The sequence below is a fragment of the Halopseudomonas yangmingensis genome (assembly GCF_900114825.1).
In the GTDB taxonomy this organism is placed as follows: Bacteria; Pseudomonadota; Gammaproteobacteria; order Pseudomonadales; family Pseudomonadaceae; genus Halopseudomonas; species Halopseudomonas yangmingensis.
The window spans coordinates 36,089-53,609 of sequence record NZ_FOUI01000011.1 but is presented as its reverse complement, the minus strand read 5'-3'; the positions used below and the strand labels follow the sequence as shown (position 1 = coordinate 53,609).

Annotated in this window: 15 protein-coding genes; 11 read left to right on the top strand and 4 right to left on the bottom strand. The window is 60.7% G+C overall.

The genetic code is table 11. From position 1 onward, the window contains the following. Window positions 1-24: 24 nt before the first annotated feature. Together leuD and leuC are read right to left on the bottom strand one after the other, a co-directional pair. Window positions 25-672, bottom strand: a complete 648-nt coding sequence (gene leuD / locus BMZ23_RS10630; protein ID WP_093476666.1) for a 3-isopropylmalate dehydratase small subunit — start codon at window positions 670-672, stop codon at window positions 25-27. Then, window positions 669-2,102 carry a 3-isopropylmalate dehydratase large subunit gene (gene leuC / locus BMZ23_RS10625; RefSeq protein WP_093476662.1) on the bottom strand — a complete coding sequence of 478 codons (1,434 nt, stop codon included), beginning with the start codon at window positions 2,100-2,102 and terminating at the stop codon, window positions 669-671. The genes leuD and leuC overlap by 4 nt, the downstream gene beginning before the upstream one ends. A gap of 137 nt (window positions 2,103-2,239) precedes the next feature. Here leuC and BMZ23_RS10620 point away from each other — a divergent pair, with 137 nt between their 5' ends. From BMZ23_RS10620 to BMZ23_RS10575, 10 genes are all read left to right on the top strand, one after another. Next, complete coding sequence (locus tag BMZ23_RS10620) at window positions 2,240-3,112, top strand: LysR family transcriptional regulator (RefSeq protein ID WP_093476659.1); 873 nt, start codon at window positions 2,240-2,242, stop codon at window positions 3,110-3,112. A gap of 140 nt (window positions 3,113-3,252) precedes the next feature. Next, on the top strand, window positions 3,253-5,709 hold the full coding sequence (locus tag BMZ23_RS10615) for a sensor domain-containing protein (protein WP_093476656.1): 2,457 nt from the start codon (window positions 3,253-3,255) through the stop codon (window positions 5,707-5,709). 71 nt (window positions 5,710-5,780) lie between these two features. Beyond that, entirely contained in the window at window positions 5,781-6,470 is a 690-nt protein-coding gene (locus tag BMZ23_RS10610; protein ID WP_093476653.1) for a tellurite resistance TerB family protein, read from the top strand. Between the two features lie 97 nt (window positions 6,471-6,567). Then, on the top strand, window positions 6,568-8,298 hold the full coding sequence (locus BMZ23_RS10605) for a chloride channel protein (protein WP_093476650.1): 1,731 nt from the start codon (window positions 6,568-6,570) through the stop codon (window positions 8,296-8,298). Window positions 8,299-8,449: 151 nt separating this feature from the next. Next, window positions 8,450-9,982: a methyl-accepting chemotaxis protein gene (locus tag BMZ23_RS10600; protein WP_177197268.1), complete on the top strand. Its 1,533-nt coding sequence runs from the start codon at window positions 8,450-8,452 to the stop codon at window positions 9,980-9,982. Window positions 9,983-10,077: 95 nt separating this feature from the next. Continuing rightward, window positions 10,078-12,036 carry a DUF389 domain-containing protein gene (locus BMZ23_RS10595; protein ID WP_093476644.1) on the top strand — a complete coding sequence of 653 codons (1,959 nt, stop codon included), beginning with the start codon at window positions 10,078-10,080 and terminating at the stop codon, window positions 12,034-12,036. Window positions 12,037-12,145: 109 nt separating this feature from the next. Continuing rightward, window positions 12,146-12,688: a glycine zipper 2TM domain-containing protein gene (locus tag BMZ23_RS10590; protein WP_093476641.1), complete on the top strand. Its 543-nt coding sequence runs from the start codon at window positions 12,146-12,148 to the stop codon at window positions 12,686-12,688. A gap of 92 nt (window positions 12,689-12,780) precedes the next feature. Beyond that, window positions 12,781-13,839 carry an enoyl-CoA hydratase/isomerase family protein gene (locus BMZ23_RS10585; protein WP_093476638.1) on the top strand — a complete coding sequence of 353 codons (1,059 nt, stop codon included), beginning with the start codon at window positions 12,781-12,783 and terminating at the stop codon, window positions 13,837-13,839. Next, a complete protein-coding gene (locus BMZ23_RS10580; protein WP_093476635.1) occupies window positions 13,836-14,054 on the top strand; it encodes a DUF3820 family protein in 219 nt (72 codons plus the stop codon). The genes BMZ23_RS10585 and BMZ23_RS10580 overlap by 4 nt, the downstream gene beginning before the upstream one ends. 102 nt (window positions 14,055-14,156) lie before the next feature. Then, a complete protein-coding gene (locus BMZ23_RS10575) occupies window positions 14,157-14,579 on the top strand; it encodes a putative signal transducing protein (RefSeq protein ID WP_218143594.1) in 423 nt (140 codons plus the stop codon). A gap of 30 nt (window positions 14,580-14,609) precedes the next feature. Here BMZ23_RS10575 and BMZ23_RS10570 read toward each other — a convergent pair whose 3' ends face one another. Next, window positions 14,610-15,473, bottom strand: coding sequence for a fumarylacetoacetate hydrolase family protein (locus BMZ23_RS10570; protein ID WP_093476632.1), 864 nt, complete (start codon window positions 15,471-15,473; stop codon window positions 14,610-14,612). A 128-nt stretch (window positions 15,474-15,601) separates the two neighbouring features. Here BMZ23_RS10570 and BMZ23_RS10565 point away from each other — a divergent pair, with 128 nt between their 5' ends. Then, complete coding sequence (locus BMZ23_RS10565) at window positions 15,602-16,669, top strand: AI-2E family transporter (RefSeq protein ID WP_093476629.1); 1,068 nt, start codon at window positions 15,602-15,604, stop codon at window positions 16,667-16,669. Window positions 16,670-16,718: 49 nt separating this feature from the next. Here BMZ23_RS10565 and BMZ23_RS10560 read toward each other — a convergent pair whose 3' ends face one another. Beyond that, window positions 16,719-17,519 (bottom strand): ABC transporter ATP-binding protein, encoded by an 801-nt coding sequence (locus BMZ23_RS10560; protein ID WP_093476626.1) that lies wholly within the window; start codon window positions 17,517-17,519, stop codon window positions 16,719-16,721. Between the last annotated feature and the right edge of the window lie 2 nt (window positions 17,520-17,521).

The following is a 17,521-nucleotide window of genomic DNA, read 5'->3' as shown; positions in this document are numbered from 1 at the left end:
GGTTTTCCTCAGGAAAGCTGTTCGTTACTTGATCGCGCCGAACAGCCATGGCTGGTTCTGACGGTGTTTTTCCTCGAAGGCGCGGATCGAATCGGCGTCCTGCAGGGTCAGGCCGATATCGTCGAGCCCGTTGAGCAGGCAATGCTTGCGGAACTCGTCGACCTCGAAGACATATTGCTTACCATCGGGACGGGTAACCGTCTGTGCTGCCAGGTCGACGGTCAGCTGATAGCCTTCCTCGGCCTGCGCCTGCTCGAACAACTCATCCAACTCTTCTTCAGTCAAAACAATGGGTAACAAGCCATTCTTGAAACTGTTATTAAAGAAAATATCGGCAAAGCTCGGCGCAATCACGCTACGGAAACCGTACTCGTCCAGCGCCCAGGGTGCGTGCTCGCGACTCGAGCCACAGCCAAAGTTCTCGCGTGCCAGCAGCACGCTGGCACCCTGATAACGCGGCAGATTGAGCACAAACTCCGGGTTCAGCGGGCGCACCGAGCAATCCTGCCCGGGATAGCCCTCATCCAGATAGCGCCATTCGTCGAACAGGTTCTGACCGAAGCCGGTGCGCTTGATCGACTTCAGGAACTGCTTGGGAATGATCTGGTCGGTGTCCACGTTGGCGCGATCAAGCGGCGCGACCAGACCGGTATGCCGGGTAAAGGCTTTCATGCGCGGCCCTCCTCGTTGAGCATCTCGCGAACATCGACAAAATGACCGGCTACCGCAGCGGCAGCAGCCATTGCCGGACTGACCAGGTGGGTACGCCCACCATTGCCCTGACGCCCCTCGAAATTACGATTGGAGGTCGAGGCGCAGTGCTCGCCGGCCTGCAGGCGATCGGGGTTCATCGCCAGGCACATCGAACAGCCCGGATCACGCCACTCGAAACCGGCAGCCTTGAAGATCACGTCCAGCCCCTCGCGCTCGGCCTGCTCCTTGACCAGCCCGGAACCCGGTACCACCATCGCCTGCTTGACACTGGCCGCCACCCGGCGACCCTTGGCCACGGCAGCGGCGGCCCGCAGATCCTCGATCCGCGAATTGGTGCAAGAGCCGATAAACACCCGGTCGACCTTGATCGAGCTGATCGGCTGATTGGCCTCAAGCCCCATGTACTGCAGGGCCCGCTGGTAACCGCTGCGCTTGACCGCATCGGTTTGCGCCGCCGGGTCCGGCACCAGCGCATCCACTGCCACCACCATCTCCGGCGATGTACCCCAGGACACCTGCGGCTTGATCTCGGCGGCATCCAGCTCCACGACCGTATCGAACTGTGCATCGGCATCCGACACCAGATCCTGCCAGGCCGCCACGGCCCGCTCCCAGTCAGCGCCCTTGGGCGCATAGGGGCGGTCCTTGACGTAGGCGACGGTCTTCTCGTCGCAGGCCACCAGCCCTACCCGCGCACCGGCCTCAATGGCCATATTGCAAATGGTCATGCGGCCTTCCATCGACAGCTCGCGAATTGCCGAACCACCGAACTCGATGGCGTGGCCGTTGCCGCCGGCGGTACCTATCTTGCCGATCACCGCCAGCACTATGTCCTTGGCGGTCACGCCAAAACCGAGCTTGCCTTCGACCTTGACCAGCATGTTCTTCATCTTCTTCGCCACCAGACACTGGGTAGCCAGCACATGTTCGACCTCGGAGGTGCCGATACCATGCGCCAGCGCCGCGAAGGCGCCGTGGGTGGCGGTGTGCGAGTCTCCGCAAACGATGGTCATGCCCGGCAGGGTGGCGCCCTGCTCCGGGCCAACCACATGCACGATGCCCTGGCGGCGGTCGGTCATCTTGAATTCGAGAATGCCGAAGTCATCGCAGTTCTCGTCAAGCGTCACCACCTGCAGCTTGGACACCTCGTCCTCGATACCACTGATGCCAGCCGCACGGTTGGTGGTTGGCACGTTGTGGTCTGGCGTGGCCAGGTTGGCATCGATCCGCCACGGCTTGCGTGCGGCCAGGCGCAGCCCTTCAAAGGCCTGCGGCGAGGTCACCTCATGCAACAGGTGACGGTCGATATAAATAAGGGCGGAACCATCATCCCGTTGCTTGACGAGGTGGTTGTCCCAGAGCTTGTCGTACAGCGTCTTGGCAGACATGTGAACTCCCGGATCAGGCTGTGCCGCAGCGTCGTTGTGCGCCACGGACGTTTTCATGACAGGGGCATGCTATCCTCGCGCAATGAATAACGCCAATTCATAATATTCATGCATTGGATAACCAAGAGGAATCCATAGTGGATACCGCCAACCTCAGCGCCTTTCTTGCGGTAGCCGACAGCGGTTCGTTCTCCCGCGCTGCCGAGCAACTGCATATCACTCAGCCAGCGGTAAGCAAACGCATCGCCCTACTGGAACAGCAACTGGATGCTCGACTGTTCGACCGTATCGGCCGGCATGTCACCCTGACCGAGGCCGGGCGCGCCCTCAAACCACGAGCAGAACTGGTCCTGCAGACCCTCACCGACACCCGCCGGGCACTGGGCAAGCTGTCCGGACAGGTACGCGGGCGGCTGAGCATGGCCACCAGCCACCATATTGGCCTGCACCGTCTGCCGCCGGTGTTGCGACGCTTCACCAAGGCCTATCCGGGGGTGGCGCTGGATATCGACTTTCTCGACTCCGAGGTCGCCTACGATCAGGTGCTGCGTGGCAACGTCGAACTGGCAATCATCACCCTGGCCCCGCAGGTCGAGCCCCCCTTGGTGGCCGCCACCATCTGGAATGACCCGCTGGATTTCGTGATCGCCCCGGAACATCCGCTGGCCGGCCGCGAACGGGTCAGCCTGCGTCAGCTGGCCGACTACCCGGCGGTATTCCCCGGCGCCAACACCTTTACCCACCGGGTGGTCAGCGGCCTGTTCGAGCAGCACGGCATACGTCCGGATATCGGCATGAGCACCAACTACCTCGAGACAATCAAGATGATGGTATCGATCGGATTGGCCTGGAGCGTACTGCCACGCACCATGCTGGATAATCAGGTGCGAGCCCTGCCAATACCCGGCGTGGCGCTGCAGCGCCGTCTCGGAGTGATCTGGCACAGCGGCCGGACCCTGTCGAATGCTGCCGAGGCATTGATCGAGCTGCTGCGACATGACGCTGACTGATGACTTGTATCAGCAACGAAGCAATGCGCAATGGCCTTGTGCCTGAGCGGCCAAACGGCTAACTTGGTGGCATAAGAACAATGCGACGGGGCATGCTGGAGTGCTCACCCTGACGCCTGCCGGATTTTGCAAGGGGCAACATGACCCAGCGCAGCAACAATGAGCATCCCGAAAGCTTCATGGCCCTGTTCAGTCGCATGCCGATCGCCAGCATGCTGACACGGGTCAGTGACAGTCGGGTACTGGCCATCAATCTGGCCTTCGAGCGACTGTTTGGCTGGACCAATGCCGACGTACTGGACAAGTCCTCCGATCAGATCGAACTATGGAGCAGCCCACAACAGCGTCAGCAACTGCTCGATCTGTTTGCCCGCAACAGTCGTGTCACCCAGTTCGAATGCCAGCTGGCCTGTCGCAATACCAACCTGAAGACCTGCCTGGTGTATGTTGAATCAATCGGAATTAATGGTGACGTCTGCCGGTTGTCGATGGCACACGACATCAGTGACCGCATAGCCGCCGAACAGGCACTAAAGCTCAGTGAAACCAAGTTCTCCCTGCTGTTCCAGCAGGCCCCCGAACCCTATGCACTGTTCGACAAGAAAACGGCCTGTTTTATCGAGATCAATCAGAGCTTTACCGAACTGTTCGGCTTTCAGCCGGAAGACGTTATTGGTAAAACCGCCAAGGACATCAACTTCTGGAAGGACATGGATGCGCGCCCGGCGGTGATCGAGAAACTGCTGCGCGAAGGCCGCCTGCGCAGCCATCCGGCGGACTTTCTGACCAAGGACGGGCGGGTACTGCACTGTGAAGTCTCCAGCAACTTTATTGAAGTGGAAAACCACAGCCGTACCCTGTCCAGCTTCAAGGATGTCACTGCCCGCCGGCAGGCCGAGCTGGCGCTGCGCGCCTCGGAGGACAAGTTTGTCAAGGCGTTCAAGTCCAGTCCGGATGCGATCAGCATCTCCGATATGGCCACTGGCGCTTTCCTTGACATCAACGAAAGTTTCACCCGGCTGACCGGCTACAGTGAAGCGGAAGCCATCGGTCGACGGGAGAATGAGCTTGATATCTGGAGTAACAGCCACGAACGCCGCAGCCTGCTACAGGCACTGGGGCGCGAAGGCAGGGTCAGCATGCGCGAAATGCAGCTCAATCATCGCTCGGGACGCAGCCTGATTGTTTCTGTATCCGCCGAGCGCGTTCAGCTGGACGGGCGTGACTGCATCCTGCTGACCTGCCGTGATATCACCGAACAAAAACTGATCGAGGCACGCATCAAGCACCAGGCCAGCCACGATGCGCTGACCGACTTGCCGAACCGCCTGTTGCTGCACGACCGTTTGCAACAACATCTGGGCCTGTTGGAACGTCACCAGCTGCATTGCGCCCTGATGTTCTTCGATCTGGATCATTTCAAGCACATCAATGACTCGTTGGGACATTCCCGGGGTGACGCTGTACTCCAGGAGATTGCCACACGCCTGCTGGATGAGTTGCGCAAGACCGACACCGTAGCACGCCTTGGCGGCGATGAGTTCGTGGTATTGCTGACCGGCCTGAAAGGCAGCAGCACCGAGATAGTTCGACAGGTACGCAACACTGCAGAAAAGCTGCGCCAAGCCCTGGCCGCGCCAATGGAGGTCGAAGGGCACACCCTGCAGCTGGGTTGCAGCATCGGCATTGCACTGGCACCCGAGCACGGTGACAACCCGGATGATCTGCTCAAGCGTGCCGACATTGCCCTGTATCAGGTAAAAGCCAGTGGACGGGACGGCATTGCCTTCTTTGAGCAGCAAATGCAAATTGCCGCCAGTCAGCGCCTGACTCTGGAAACCGATTTACGTCAGGCCTTGCAGAACGAAGAATTTTGCCTGCATTACCAGCCGCAGATGGACGCCAGCAGCCAGCGCATTATTGGCGCCGAGGCACTGATTCGCTGGCAGCACCCGGAGCGCGGTCTGGTCGGCCCAGGTGCATTTATGGAGGTACTGGAAGAAAGCGGTCAGATTCTCGCCGCCGGTAGCTGGGTGCTGCACGAGGGCTGCCGCTTCATTGCCCGCCTGCTGGAGCAACGGCGAATAGACCCGCAGCAGTTCTGCCTGAGCATCAATATCAGCCCCAGGCAGTTCCGCCAAAGCGGCTTTGTTGACGAGGTGGCCGCCGCAATCAGCCAGCACGGCATCCCTGCCCAGGCGCTGAAACTGGAAATCACCGAAGGCATGGTGATCCAGAACGTCAACGACACCATTGCCAAGATGCACCAGCTGCGCAATCTGGGTATTCGCTTTGCCATCGACGACTTCGGCACCGGCTATTCATCGCTCAGTTACCTGAAACGGCTGCCGGTCGACCTGCTGAAAATCGATCAGTCGTTTATCCGTGACTGTACGCGCGATGGCAACGATGCCGAGATAGTGCGCGCCATCATCGCCATGGCGCGCAGCCTGAACATGGACCTGATCGCTGAGGGTGTGGAAACCGGACAACAGCTGGCCTTCCTGCTGGAGCAGGGCTGCAGCAACTATCAGGGCTACCTGTTCAGCCCGGCCGTCACCGAGGACGCCTTCTGCCAACTGCTCGCCGGACGCTAGGCAGGCAAGGGAACGACGATCAACACTGCTGGTCTGACCCTGTGCATATCATCTATGGGAACCCAGCAACCATGAACACCCGCAGTCTGCTCGATCAGCTTCTAAAGTCCGGTACCGATCTTCTGCAAGGCAACAGCAACCAGGCAAGCGCGCCCCAAGGCAATCGCTCCGGCGCATCGCCGCTCGGCAGTCTGCTGGCCGGTGCCGGTGGTGGCGCCGCCATCAGTCTGCTGCTGGGCAGCAAAAAGGCCCGCAAGATGGGCGGCAAGGCGATAACCTACGGCGGGCTTGCCGCCCTCGGCGTAGTCGCCTGGAAAGCCTGGCAGAACTACCAGCAGAACCAGACTGGCGCAGCGCCTCAGGCACAACCGATTCAGACGGTTGACCGACTGCCAGCGCCCCAGGCGGAACAGCATAGCCAGGCCATACTGCGCGCGCTGATTGCCGCCGCCAAGGCCGATGGGCACATTGATCAGCGCGAGCGCGAACTGATCGACAACGAAATCGCCCGGCTCAGCAACGACCAGAGCCTGCTGCAATGGTTCGACCGCGAGCTGCAGAAGCCCCTCGACCCTGCGGAGGTCGCCAGTGCCGCTGCCAGCAGTCCGGAACTGGCCGCCGAGATGTACCTGGCCAGCCTGCTGATGGTGGATCAGCAAAGTTTCATGGAGCGCGCCTACCTGGATGAACTGGCCCGTCAATTGCAACTACCGGATGCCCTGCGCAAGGAACTTGAAACCCAGGCACTGCAGGCTGGCTGAAACCGCAGGCGTGGCGACTTGAGCCAGCCGACAGGAAGCCTGATAATCCAGACGGGCTTCCCTTGCCTGATCCGCCCCCCCTTCAGGAGTAGATACGTTGCGACTGCCGCAACCAGACCTTGAGCGATTTCGACAGCGGCTGGCGTCGCTGGACGCGCTCCCGCAACTCTGCCTGCTGGGCCTGGTCAGTGGTCTGCTTGCCGGCCTGCTGATGGTGGCCTTCAGGATGTTGCTGCAGCTTGGCGCAACACTCTGGTTGGCGGATGGCAATCCGGAAGCCTTTGAACAACTGTCCCCGGAACTGCGCAGCCTGCTGCCCCTGCTGGCGGTACTGCTGATCGGCATCTGGCTGTGGCGCCAACCCAGCGCCGGCCGCCGTATCGGCATCAGCCATGTAATAGAGCGGCTGACCCTGCATCAGGGCAGATTCCCCCTGCGCAACTGGCTGACCCAATGGTGGGTTGGCCTGCTGTCTGTGCTTGGCGGCCTGTCAGCCGGCCGCGAAGGCCCGGCCATACATCTTGGTGCCGCCGCCGCCAGCGGCCTCGGTGCCAGCCTGAGACTGCCCAACAACAGCCTGCGGGTGCTGACCGCCTGTGGCGCCGCCGCCGGCATCTCCGCCTCCTTCAACACGCCGATTGCCGGGGTCATCTTCGCCATGGAAGTGGTGATGATGGAATACACCATGCTCGGCTTTATGCCGGTTATCCTGGCCTCCTTTACCGCCGCACTGGTGACCCAGCTGGTATACGGCCCGCAACCGGCCTTCTCGATTCCCGGCATGCAGCTGGAATCCCTGTGGAATCTGCCATGGATAGTGGTCGGCGCCCTGCTGGTTGGCATCCTCGCCGCACTATTTGTGCGCATTGCCCATTCAACCCGCCCGACAATTGCTCCAATCTGGCTCCGCTTCTGCATGGCCGGGCTACTCACCGCAGGCGTTGCCTGGTGGTATCCGCAGGTGCAGGGCATGGGCTATGACAGCCTGCAACTGATGCTCGATCACCAGTTGCCTCTGCAGATCCTGCTGGTGCTGGCACTGGGCAAGCTGCTACTCACCGCCATTACTGTGGCCTGTGGTGTACCGGTCAGTATCATTGGCCCTATTCTGGTCATCGGCGGCGCCATTGGTGCCTTGACCGCCCTGCTGGCCGCCAGCCTGATGCCGGAACAGGCAGCCAGCGCCGCGGTATTCGTCACCCTAGGCATGGCGGCGATGATGGGCGCTGTACTTCAGGCTCCCCTGGCAGCCTTGATGGCCATCCTCGAACTCACGCACAGTCCCTCGATGATCATGCCCGGCATGCTGGCTGTAGTGATTGCCGGGCTCACTGCCAGGCAGCTGGGTTGCCGCGGTTTTTTTGCCACCGGCAGCCTGATGGAGGCCCGGGAAAAACCGCTGATCCAGGTGCTGTCACGCCTGTCTGTGGCCGCCGCCATGCAGCGCAACTTTGAAACCACTCCACGCCAGATAGACCGTGCCCAGGCCACTGCCCTGCTGGCCAGCAATCCCGGCTGGCTGCTGGTGGAGCGGGACAACCAGCAGGCGCCACGCATCGCCCTGCAGGCCGCCGCACTGTCCCATTGGCTGACGGCCCACAGCGACAGCCAGGACGAAACCACCAGCGAGCCACTGATTGACCTGCTGGAACTACCCGGCCAACGCCTGGAACTGCAGTCGGTGGACATCCAGTCAACCCTGGCCGAGGCCTGGCAACGCCTGCAGGCTGAAGACGTGGATGCGCTGTATGTGGAACAGGCCCACCCCAGGCGCCCTGCCCGCATTGTTGGCCTGTTGACAAGCGCCGACATGGAAAGGCATTACTGACAAAACGGACTCGCTTCTGACAGATTTGTCCGCCAATGATACTGCGCGATTCAGCCCATTAATTGACCGAAATGCCATTACTCTTCCTGGCGTGCTATAGATAAGATCGAGAGACGATTCAACACACACAACAATAATGTCCGAGGGGCGCATGAACATAAGCAGACTCTGGTCATCTCGCACGGCCCGGCCTTCCCTGCACGGACGACTGGAGCAGGCTAATGCCGAACAGATCGATCTCAGCAGCGACGATGATGATCAGGCGCAAACGGACAGTGCCATCGGCGAATTCAATAGCTTTACCCGTCGCCTGCGCGACATGATCATCAACTTCCAGCAACAGAGTATGCAGATAGCTACCAGCTCGGCCTACAGCCGGGTTCTGGCTGAGCAGGCCGCCAGAGATGCCGGCAAGCAACAGAGCCTCTCGGAACTGATCTTTCAGGCCAGCGACCAAACCACTCGGGCGCTGCAGGATATCAGCGCACGCACTGGCACCATCACCGAAATGAACAGCCGTAATCTGGATGCCGCGCGCACATCCCAGCAGCAGCTGGCCGATGCACGCTCACAAATGCAGCAGATCAGTGCAGCGATGGCCGGCTTCAAGAGCAATATCGAAGCCCTCGACAGCACCTCAGGGCAGATACGCAGCATTCTTACCACCGTGCAGGACTTTTCCGCGCAAACCAACATGCTGGCCCTGAACGCAGCGATTGAAGCCGCCCGTGCCGGAGAACAAGGCCGTGGCTTTGCCGTGGTGGCCGATGAAGTCCGTAATCTGTCGATCAAGGTTGGCACAGCCGCCGACCAGATCGGCACGCTGATGGAACAGATGCTCAATGCCATGGCCGGTGCCGCCGAACAGACCCAGTTGATGCAACATCAATCGGACAGCGCTGGCCAGGCGGTAAGTACTGCAGCCGACCAGTTCGAACAGATGGTATTTGACTTCCAGACCGCCAATGATGACCTGCTGATGGTCAGTAGCGCGCTGGAACAACTCACCGCCACCAATTCCGAGAGCCACCGCCACGGCAACGAGATTCGCGACCTCAGCCTGACCATCAGCAAACACATGCAGGACACCTTCGCCCAGGCCGACACCCAGCGTGACAATACCAATCTGGTGCTACAAGGGCTCTGCCAGTTCCGTCTGGGCAAGGGCAATCTGGAACGCGCCACCGACCTGCTGATGCAGCGTCAACAGGTGATTCAGGATCAATTGCAGGCACTGTTCGCAGAAGGCATCGATGTATTCGACCGCCAGTATCGCCCGCTTCCGGACAGCGGCGGCCAGAAACACACCGTCAGCTGGGCAGAGGCCTACCGCCAGCGCATCCAGCCACTGCTCGACGAATGGGACAGCGGCGGCAAGGACGGGGTGCTGTATATGGTACCGGTGGACAATCACGGCTACATGGCCGCCTCGCGTAGTGCTGCCTCCAAACCCATGACCGGCGACCCCAGGGTAGATGCCCAGCAAAGCACCCACATGCGCTTTGTGGTGCCAAGCAAACTGGAGCTGGACAACCTCAACCGCTGCACCTACATCAGCATGGGCACCTTTGTATTGCCAGGCACCCGCACCATTGTGTTCGTGCTGTTTGTCCCGCTGAGGGTCAACGGCAAGCATTGGGGCACCCTGAGCGCCGGCATCCAGCCCAAGGCTCTAGGCGTCTGAGCAGGCGGTTGCGCTAGCAAGCACGCAGCCCTTTTCCGGACGCCGGCAATCGCGCACAATCACAGCCCATTGCCAGCCAACCGGACGCCCCTCACGTGACATTTCAAGAACAGGTACTGGTCGTCTACCCGACTGCGCACGAGGCACGTTTGCCGGATATTCGCGCCTTTGCTGCAGAACACAAGATTCTCATCCATGAATTCGACAAGGATAGTTTCCTGAGCCAGCCGGGACGCTGCCTGGACCATGCAGAACATGTAGTCGTGGTTGTCGAGGATGAAGACATCAGCGAATACGTCAACCTGGCCAAGACACTGAACTTCTCGCTGGGCATCATCCCGGCCAATACGAAAAGCCGTCTGCACCGCTGGTTTGGCATCCCCGCCAAAGGCAACGACGCATTAACACTGGCGTTCTCCGGCACGCCCACGGCCCTCGACGTGGTGCGCTGCAACAATGAAGTGGTGCTGGGCATGCTGATGCTTGGTGAAACGCCCTTCCTCGACCAGCGCAGCAAGACCTACCAGAATCGCAAGGCCTCCGCCTGGCAACACCTGCTGTACTGGCTGGCGCTGGTCTGGAGCAGCCTGCGCAACCTGCTGGTCATCAAACCCTTTGCCATCACCCTGACCACCGGCAAGGACGTCACTCTGAAAACGGCGATAACCGGACTGGTAGCGATCGAGAACGACATCAACAGCGCCGCCGCCAAGCTGATCAACACCAGCATTTCAGCCCAGGACTGCAAGATCTCGACCATTCTGATTGCGCCCAAGTCGGTGACCGAGTACCTGGCCTTTCTGCTGGCCGCCGTATTCAAGGGCGAGACCGGGGTCAAGCGTTTGCCGGCCGCCGTCAGTTACATCAAAAGCCAATACCTCAAGCTGGAGTCAGCGCAACCGCTGACCTACTTTGTCGACGGCAGACGCCGACAGGCCAGCCTGATCGAGCTGGAGCTGTATCCCGAAGCGGTACGTATCAACACTGGCGAGGTGCTGCAAACCGGACAGCCCGGTAACCGTCAGGGCAAGGACACCATGAAGGTCGACAACCTGCCGACCAACGAAACCCGCCTTGAAATGATCCAGAGTCACCTGCCGCTATTTACCCGTGCGCTTGAGGATGACTTCAAAGACCTGTTCCTGCTGCTGCGCGATAATGCCCAGGCCTACCCGCACTACATTGCACTGATGGTTCTCAGTGTGGTGGTCGCCAGCTTCGGCCTGTTTCTTTCCAGCGCCGCGGTGATCATCGGCGCCATGGTGCTGGCACCGCTGATGGCCCCGATCATCTCACTGGCCATGGGGCTGCTGCGCGGTGATCGCAACCTGTTGCAGCGCGCGCTACTGACCATTGGTCTGGGTGTACTCCTGGCCCTGGGCACTGCAGCGCTGATCGCACTGATCATCCCGATTGACCGCATCACCCCGGAGATGGCCGGCCGCCTGCACCCGAACCTGCTGGACCTGGGCGTGGCGATTGCCTCCGGTATCGCCGGCGGCTACGCGCACGCCCGTGAAAGCGTAATGAAAAGCCTGCCCGGCGTAGCCATTGCCGTGGCACTGGTCCCGCCACTGTCGGTGGCCGGTATCGGCATTGGCTGGTTGCAGTGGGAAGTATTCAGCGGTGCCATGCTGTTGTTTATCACCAACCTGGTCGGCATTGCCCTGAGCGCCGCCCTGACCTTCCTGGTGCTGGGCTATGCGCCACTGGTTAGAGCCAGGCGCGGGCTGGCGATTTCCTCGGCAATGCTGCTGGCCGTATCGATTCCCCTGACGGTCGCCTTTGCCGACATGAACAGCCGCTGGCAGATCGAACGCGACCTGAGCCGCCACGACCTGTTGGTCAACGACAAGCCGGTCAGCCTGAGCGACCTGCAGGTCAGTCGCCAGGGTGGTGGCCTGCTGGTGCGCGGCGAGCTGATTGCCGAGCAACTGCTGCTGCGTGAAGACCTGGAACAGCTACGCCACCAGCTCGAACAACAGTGGGATAGACCGGTGATCCTGGAGCTCGACACCCGCCTGCGCTTGAGAAATACGTCACAAAACCCCTGACCGAGTGACCGTCAACCGGCAGGTTGGCGGAACCACCCGGCAAATTCCCGATCAAATCGTTCAGACACAACAGAAAGTTTCGGTTCCAGCAACGATCGGAGAGATCATCATGAACAAGTCCCTGCTCAGCGGCGTCATCATAGGCGCAGTAGTCGCCACCGCAGGCGGCGCCATCGCCGGCTACAACGTACTGGGCAACAAGGCACCTACCCATGCCGACGTAACCGGCGTCAAGGAGCTGTACAAAACCGAACGCATCCCGCGTGAAGAATGCCGCGATGTACCGGTCACCCGGCAGCAGCCGGTTCAGGACCAGCACCGCATTACCGGCACTGTGGCCGGTGCAGTGGTCGGCGGTGTGCTTGGCAACCAGGTAGGCGGCGGCAGCGGGAAGAAGCTCGCCACCATAGCCGGCGCAGCAGCCGGCGGCTATGCCGGCAACAAGACCCAGGAACAGATGCAGCGCAACAATACCTACACAAGCGTCGAGCGCCGTTGCGAAACCCGTTACGACGAACGCCAGCGTCTGACCGGCTACCAGGTTGACTACCGGATCGGCGAGCAGACCGGCACTGTCACCATGGACCACAACCCGGGCGAACGCATTCCACTGCAGGACGGACAACTGGTACTGAGCCGCAGCGGCAGTTAGGGCAACACCTCACCCTGATTTTGCCGGTAACAACTTCAGCCGCGACTCGCCCTGTGGTCAAATAGCGCCTCATCAAACCGCAGGAACCCGTAATGACCGCTCAGATGCTTGTCGAGCGCCAGCCACCGCTTGGCCGCCTCATTTTCAACCGCCCCGCCCAGCTCAACAGCCTGACCCTGGACATGGGCCGGATCATGCACAGGCATCTGGAACAGTGGCTGAACGACCCACAGATGCACGCTGTGCTGATCAGCGCCAACGGCGAGCGTGCTTTCTGTGCGGGCGGCGACCTGCGCGCCCTGTATGACAGCTATCACAACGGCGAACGGTTGCACTTCGACTTCCTCGAGGAAGAGTACGCCCTTGACCTGTTGCTGCACCGTTACCCGAAACCGACCATAAGCCTGATGGATGGCCTGACCCTCGGCGGCGGCATGGGTGTGGCCCAGGCCTGCCGCTGGCGGATTGTCACCGAACGCGCCCGACTGGGCATGCCTGAGGTTGGCATCGGCTACTTCCCTGACGTGCTGGGCAGCTACTTCCTGACCCGCCTGCCCGGACGCCTGGCTGAATACCTGGCAGTCACCGGTGTGCAGCTGGATGCCACCGATGCGCTGGCCTGTGGCTTGGCCACCCACGCCATTACCAGCAAGGCGCAAATGCAGCTGATCGAAGCACTGCAACAAAACGACTGGCAGCCGGATGAACAGCCACAGCAGATCGAACAACTGCTTGCCGAACTTCCCCCCGTCGCACTGCATCCGGCCCGACTGCCGGCACGGATGGAGGCAATTGACCGCCACTTTTCCGCCAACAGCGTCCCGGCCATTCGCGAATCACTACTCGGCGAAAACAATCCGGCCTTGCGGGACTGGGCACAAGAGTGCGCCAGCCTGATGTTGCAACGTTCACCACTGGCCATGGCAGTCAGCCTGGAACTGATGCATCGTGGACGTCAACTGGACCTGCAAGGCTGCGCCAAGCTGGAACTGCATCTGATCTATCAATGGTTTGAGCGTGGCGATTTTATCGAAGGGGTGCGCGCACTGATCATCGACAAGGACAAGCAACCGCAGTGGAATCCCCCGCGCATCGAACTGCTGGAGGCGGCGCATATCGACAGTTTCTTCGCCGGATTTGATCCGCAATGAATCCCGAAGACCTGATCAAGCTGGTCAACCAGCGCATGCCCTACGGCAAATACCAGGGCCGGCTGTTGGCCGACCTGCCCGGCCATTACCTGGGCTGGTTTGCCCGCGAAGGATTTCCGAAGGGAGAACTGGGCCGGCTGCTGGCACTGATGCACGAGATAGACCACAACGGCCTGGGTGAACTGCTGACCCCGCTGCGCAGACATCAGCCCTGAGACCACTCATCGCCTCGTCAGCACAACTGAACTGACAGCTGAAACAGACTGTCTACACTTCCATATAGCCCGCAACCAACAACCACAACACGGGGCATACCGATGCTGACTACCATTGCCCGCTTCAGCTTCCCGCATGAGGCCCAGATTGCCCGCAGCAGCCTTGAGGCGGCCGGCATACCCGCGTTTGTTGCCGACGAGCACACCATCAACATGCAGTGGTTGTACTCGGATGCTTTGGGCGGCGTGCGGCTGCAGGTTCCGCCAGAGCATGCCGGTCATGCGCTGGCCCTGCTTGCCACTGACTTCTCCGATTGCATTCCCCAGGCAGCAGAGCAAACCGAAGATCCCGACAGCCATTGCTGCCCGCACTGCGGCAGCGACGAACTGGATCTGGATATTCGCGGCAAGCGCTGGGCCTTTCTGGCATTCCTCGCCCTGCACTTCCCGCTCTGGCCATTCAAACGCCAATGGCATTGCCGCACCTGTAGACGGCGTCACCCCTACCAGCGCACCATCAGCTGAACAACCCCGGCGTCAGATTTACCTCTGCCCTCAGGACTCCGCCACCACCGTATTCTCGATATGCCCGATCCCGTCCACCTCAATCCGCACCCGATCACCGACCTTGAGAAAACGCTTGGGATCAAAGCCCACGCCGACCCCGGCCGGGGTGCCGGTGGCCAGAATATCGCCAGGCATCAGGGTCATCACCGTGCTCAGGTAGGCAATCTGTTCCCAGATGTTGTAGATCATGTCGCCGGTATTGCTGTCCTGGCGCAGCTCGTCATTCACCCAGGCGCGAATGCCCAGTGCATGCGGATCGGGTACTTCATCGGCGGTGACCAGCCAGGGCCCCAGCGGGCCATGGGTATCAAAGGACTTGCCGAGGGTGAAGGTCGGGCTGCGCATCTGCCAGTCGCGCACGCTGACATCGTTGGCCACCATATAGCCGGCCACCACCGAGGGCGCCTGCTGCACCGTCACATGCCGGCAACGCCGGCCAATCACCACCGCCAGCTCGGCCTCGTAGTCGAGCTTGTCGGACACCTTCGGCAGGTGAATGTCCGCATAGGGACCATTCAGGCAGGACACCTGCTTGTTGAACCACAGCTGCGATTTGGGGATGGGCACCCCATTGCGCGCCACCTCCTCGGCATGCGCGCGGTAGTTCATGCCAATCGCCAGGTATTTCTGAGCATCGGTCACCGGCGCCAGCAACTGCACCTGCGGCAACTGCAGGGTGGCACTGTCGACGCCGAGTGCCGCGATACGCTGCAGCGCCGGCTCACCCTGCGCCAGCAGCCGGGCCATGCTGTCCGGCAGATCCGGCAGCTGCGCGTTGATATCGACCAGTAGCTCACCAATAACCTTGCCCAGGGCAATCCTGCCCTGATGTTGAAACGTGACCAGTTTCATCCGCGCCCTCGTCTGTGCATTTACCAGCGACCATGATAAACAAATGCACGGCCAGCCAGTATGATAGCTGCCCATAGGTGCGGCTGATGTGGCGCACTGGCATCCGGACAACTCAGACGGGGACTTTCATGCAGACACCATCACCCTCCCAGCTCCCCACCAATGCTATGCCCGTTGTATGGCAATGGCTGCTGGGGGCCGCCGCCGTGGTGATCATCCTCGCCGGTCTCAAGGCCATCAGTCACATAGTCACGCCCTTTCTGCTGGCAGCCTTTCTGGCAATTATCTGCGCCCCGCCGCTTGGCTGGATGCAGCGCCGTGGTGTCCCCGGTGCGCTGTCGATCCTGATCCTGTTCTCGGCGGTCGGCCTGCTGTTCTTCCTGCTGTTTCTGGCGTTGAAGGGCGCCGCCGAAAGCCTGGCCACCCAGGCCCCGATGTATCAGGCCAAACTGAGTGGCTGGCTGGATCAGTTACGTCTGTTGATCGAGGCCCGCGGCCTGCCCGATGATCTGATACCTAAAGGTCTGCCACTGCCCGGTGCCGGCGCCCTGACCGATACCGCCAAGTCCGTCGCCAGCGGCCTGGGCCAGTTCACCGCCAGCACCCTGCTGGTGCTGCTGGCCTTTATGTTCCTGCTGATGGAAGAAGGCACCCTGTCGGGCAAGCTGAATGCCGCCTTCCCGGCGCGCCGGCGTGCCCGGGTGCGCGCCCGGCGTTTCCTGCGTTCGGTGTATCGCTACCTGCTGATCAAGACCGCCGCCAGCGCCGCTACCGGCCTGATCGTCGGCATTTCGCTGACCATCATCGGCGTCGACTTTGCCGTACTCTGGGGCATTCTTGCCGGCCTGCTGAACTTTATCCCGACCATTGGCTCGATCATTGCCGCCTTCCCGGCTGTGCTGATTGCCCTGCTGGGTCTGGGTGTCGGCGAGGCCGTGATAGTACTGGTCATGTATGTGGCGGTAAACACGGTGATCGGCAACGTGCTGGAGCCACGCTTCATGGGCCGTTCACTCGGACTGTCGCCACTGATAGTGCTGGTATCGCTGCTGATCTGGGGCTGGGTGTTCGGCCCGATCGGGATGATACTGTCGATTCCGCTGACCATGATTGCCAAGCTGGCACTTGATGCCTCACCGCAGACCCGCTGGGCCGGCATCATGATGAGCGACGAAGTACGCAAACCGAAGACCTGACAGCAGGCTGGCCGGACACACCCGGCCAGCCTGCCCCGGACAAACCCTCTCAGGCACTGGCCGCAACGTTACGCTGTTTCTCGTAGAGAAAACGCAATACGGCCTGACGATACTGGTTGTAGCGCGGATCATCAGCCAACTCGATACGCTCACGCGGGCGTGGCAAATCGATCTTCAGAACCTCACCAATGGTTGCCGAAGGCCCGTTGGTCATCATCACAATACGGTCAGACAGCAGCACCGCCTCATCCACATCATGGGTAATCATGATCACCGTATTCTGCAGGTCATTCTGGATTCGCATCACCTCGTCCTGCAAATGCGCCCGGGTCAATGCATCCAGCGCGCCAAACGGCTCATCCAGCAACAACACCTTGGGCTGCATGGCCAGCGCCCTGGCTATCCCGACCCGCTGTTTCATGCCACCGGAGATCTCGCCGGGCCGCTTGTACATGGCATGTTCCATATGCACCATCTTCAGGTTATGACGAATCCAGTCTTCACGCTCGGCACGCGACATGCTGCGCCCGAACACCTTGTTTACAGCAATCTCGACATTCTCCCAGACCGTCAGCCACGGCAGCAGCGAATGGTTCTGGAACACCAGGCTGCGTTCTGGCCCCGGCCCCCTGACCTCCTTGCCATCCAGAATCACACACCCCTCGGTAGGATCAATCAGCCCCGCGACAATATTGAGTACCGTTGACTTGCCGCAGCCGGAGTGACCGATGATGGAGATGTACTCACCGCGCTCGACACCCAGATTGACGTCACTCAACACCTGGCTGCTGAGGTTGCCGCGGGTAAAGGTCTTGAATACACCCTCAATGCTCAGATAGTGCTTGCTCATAT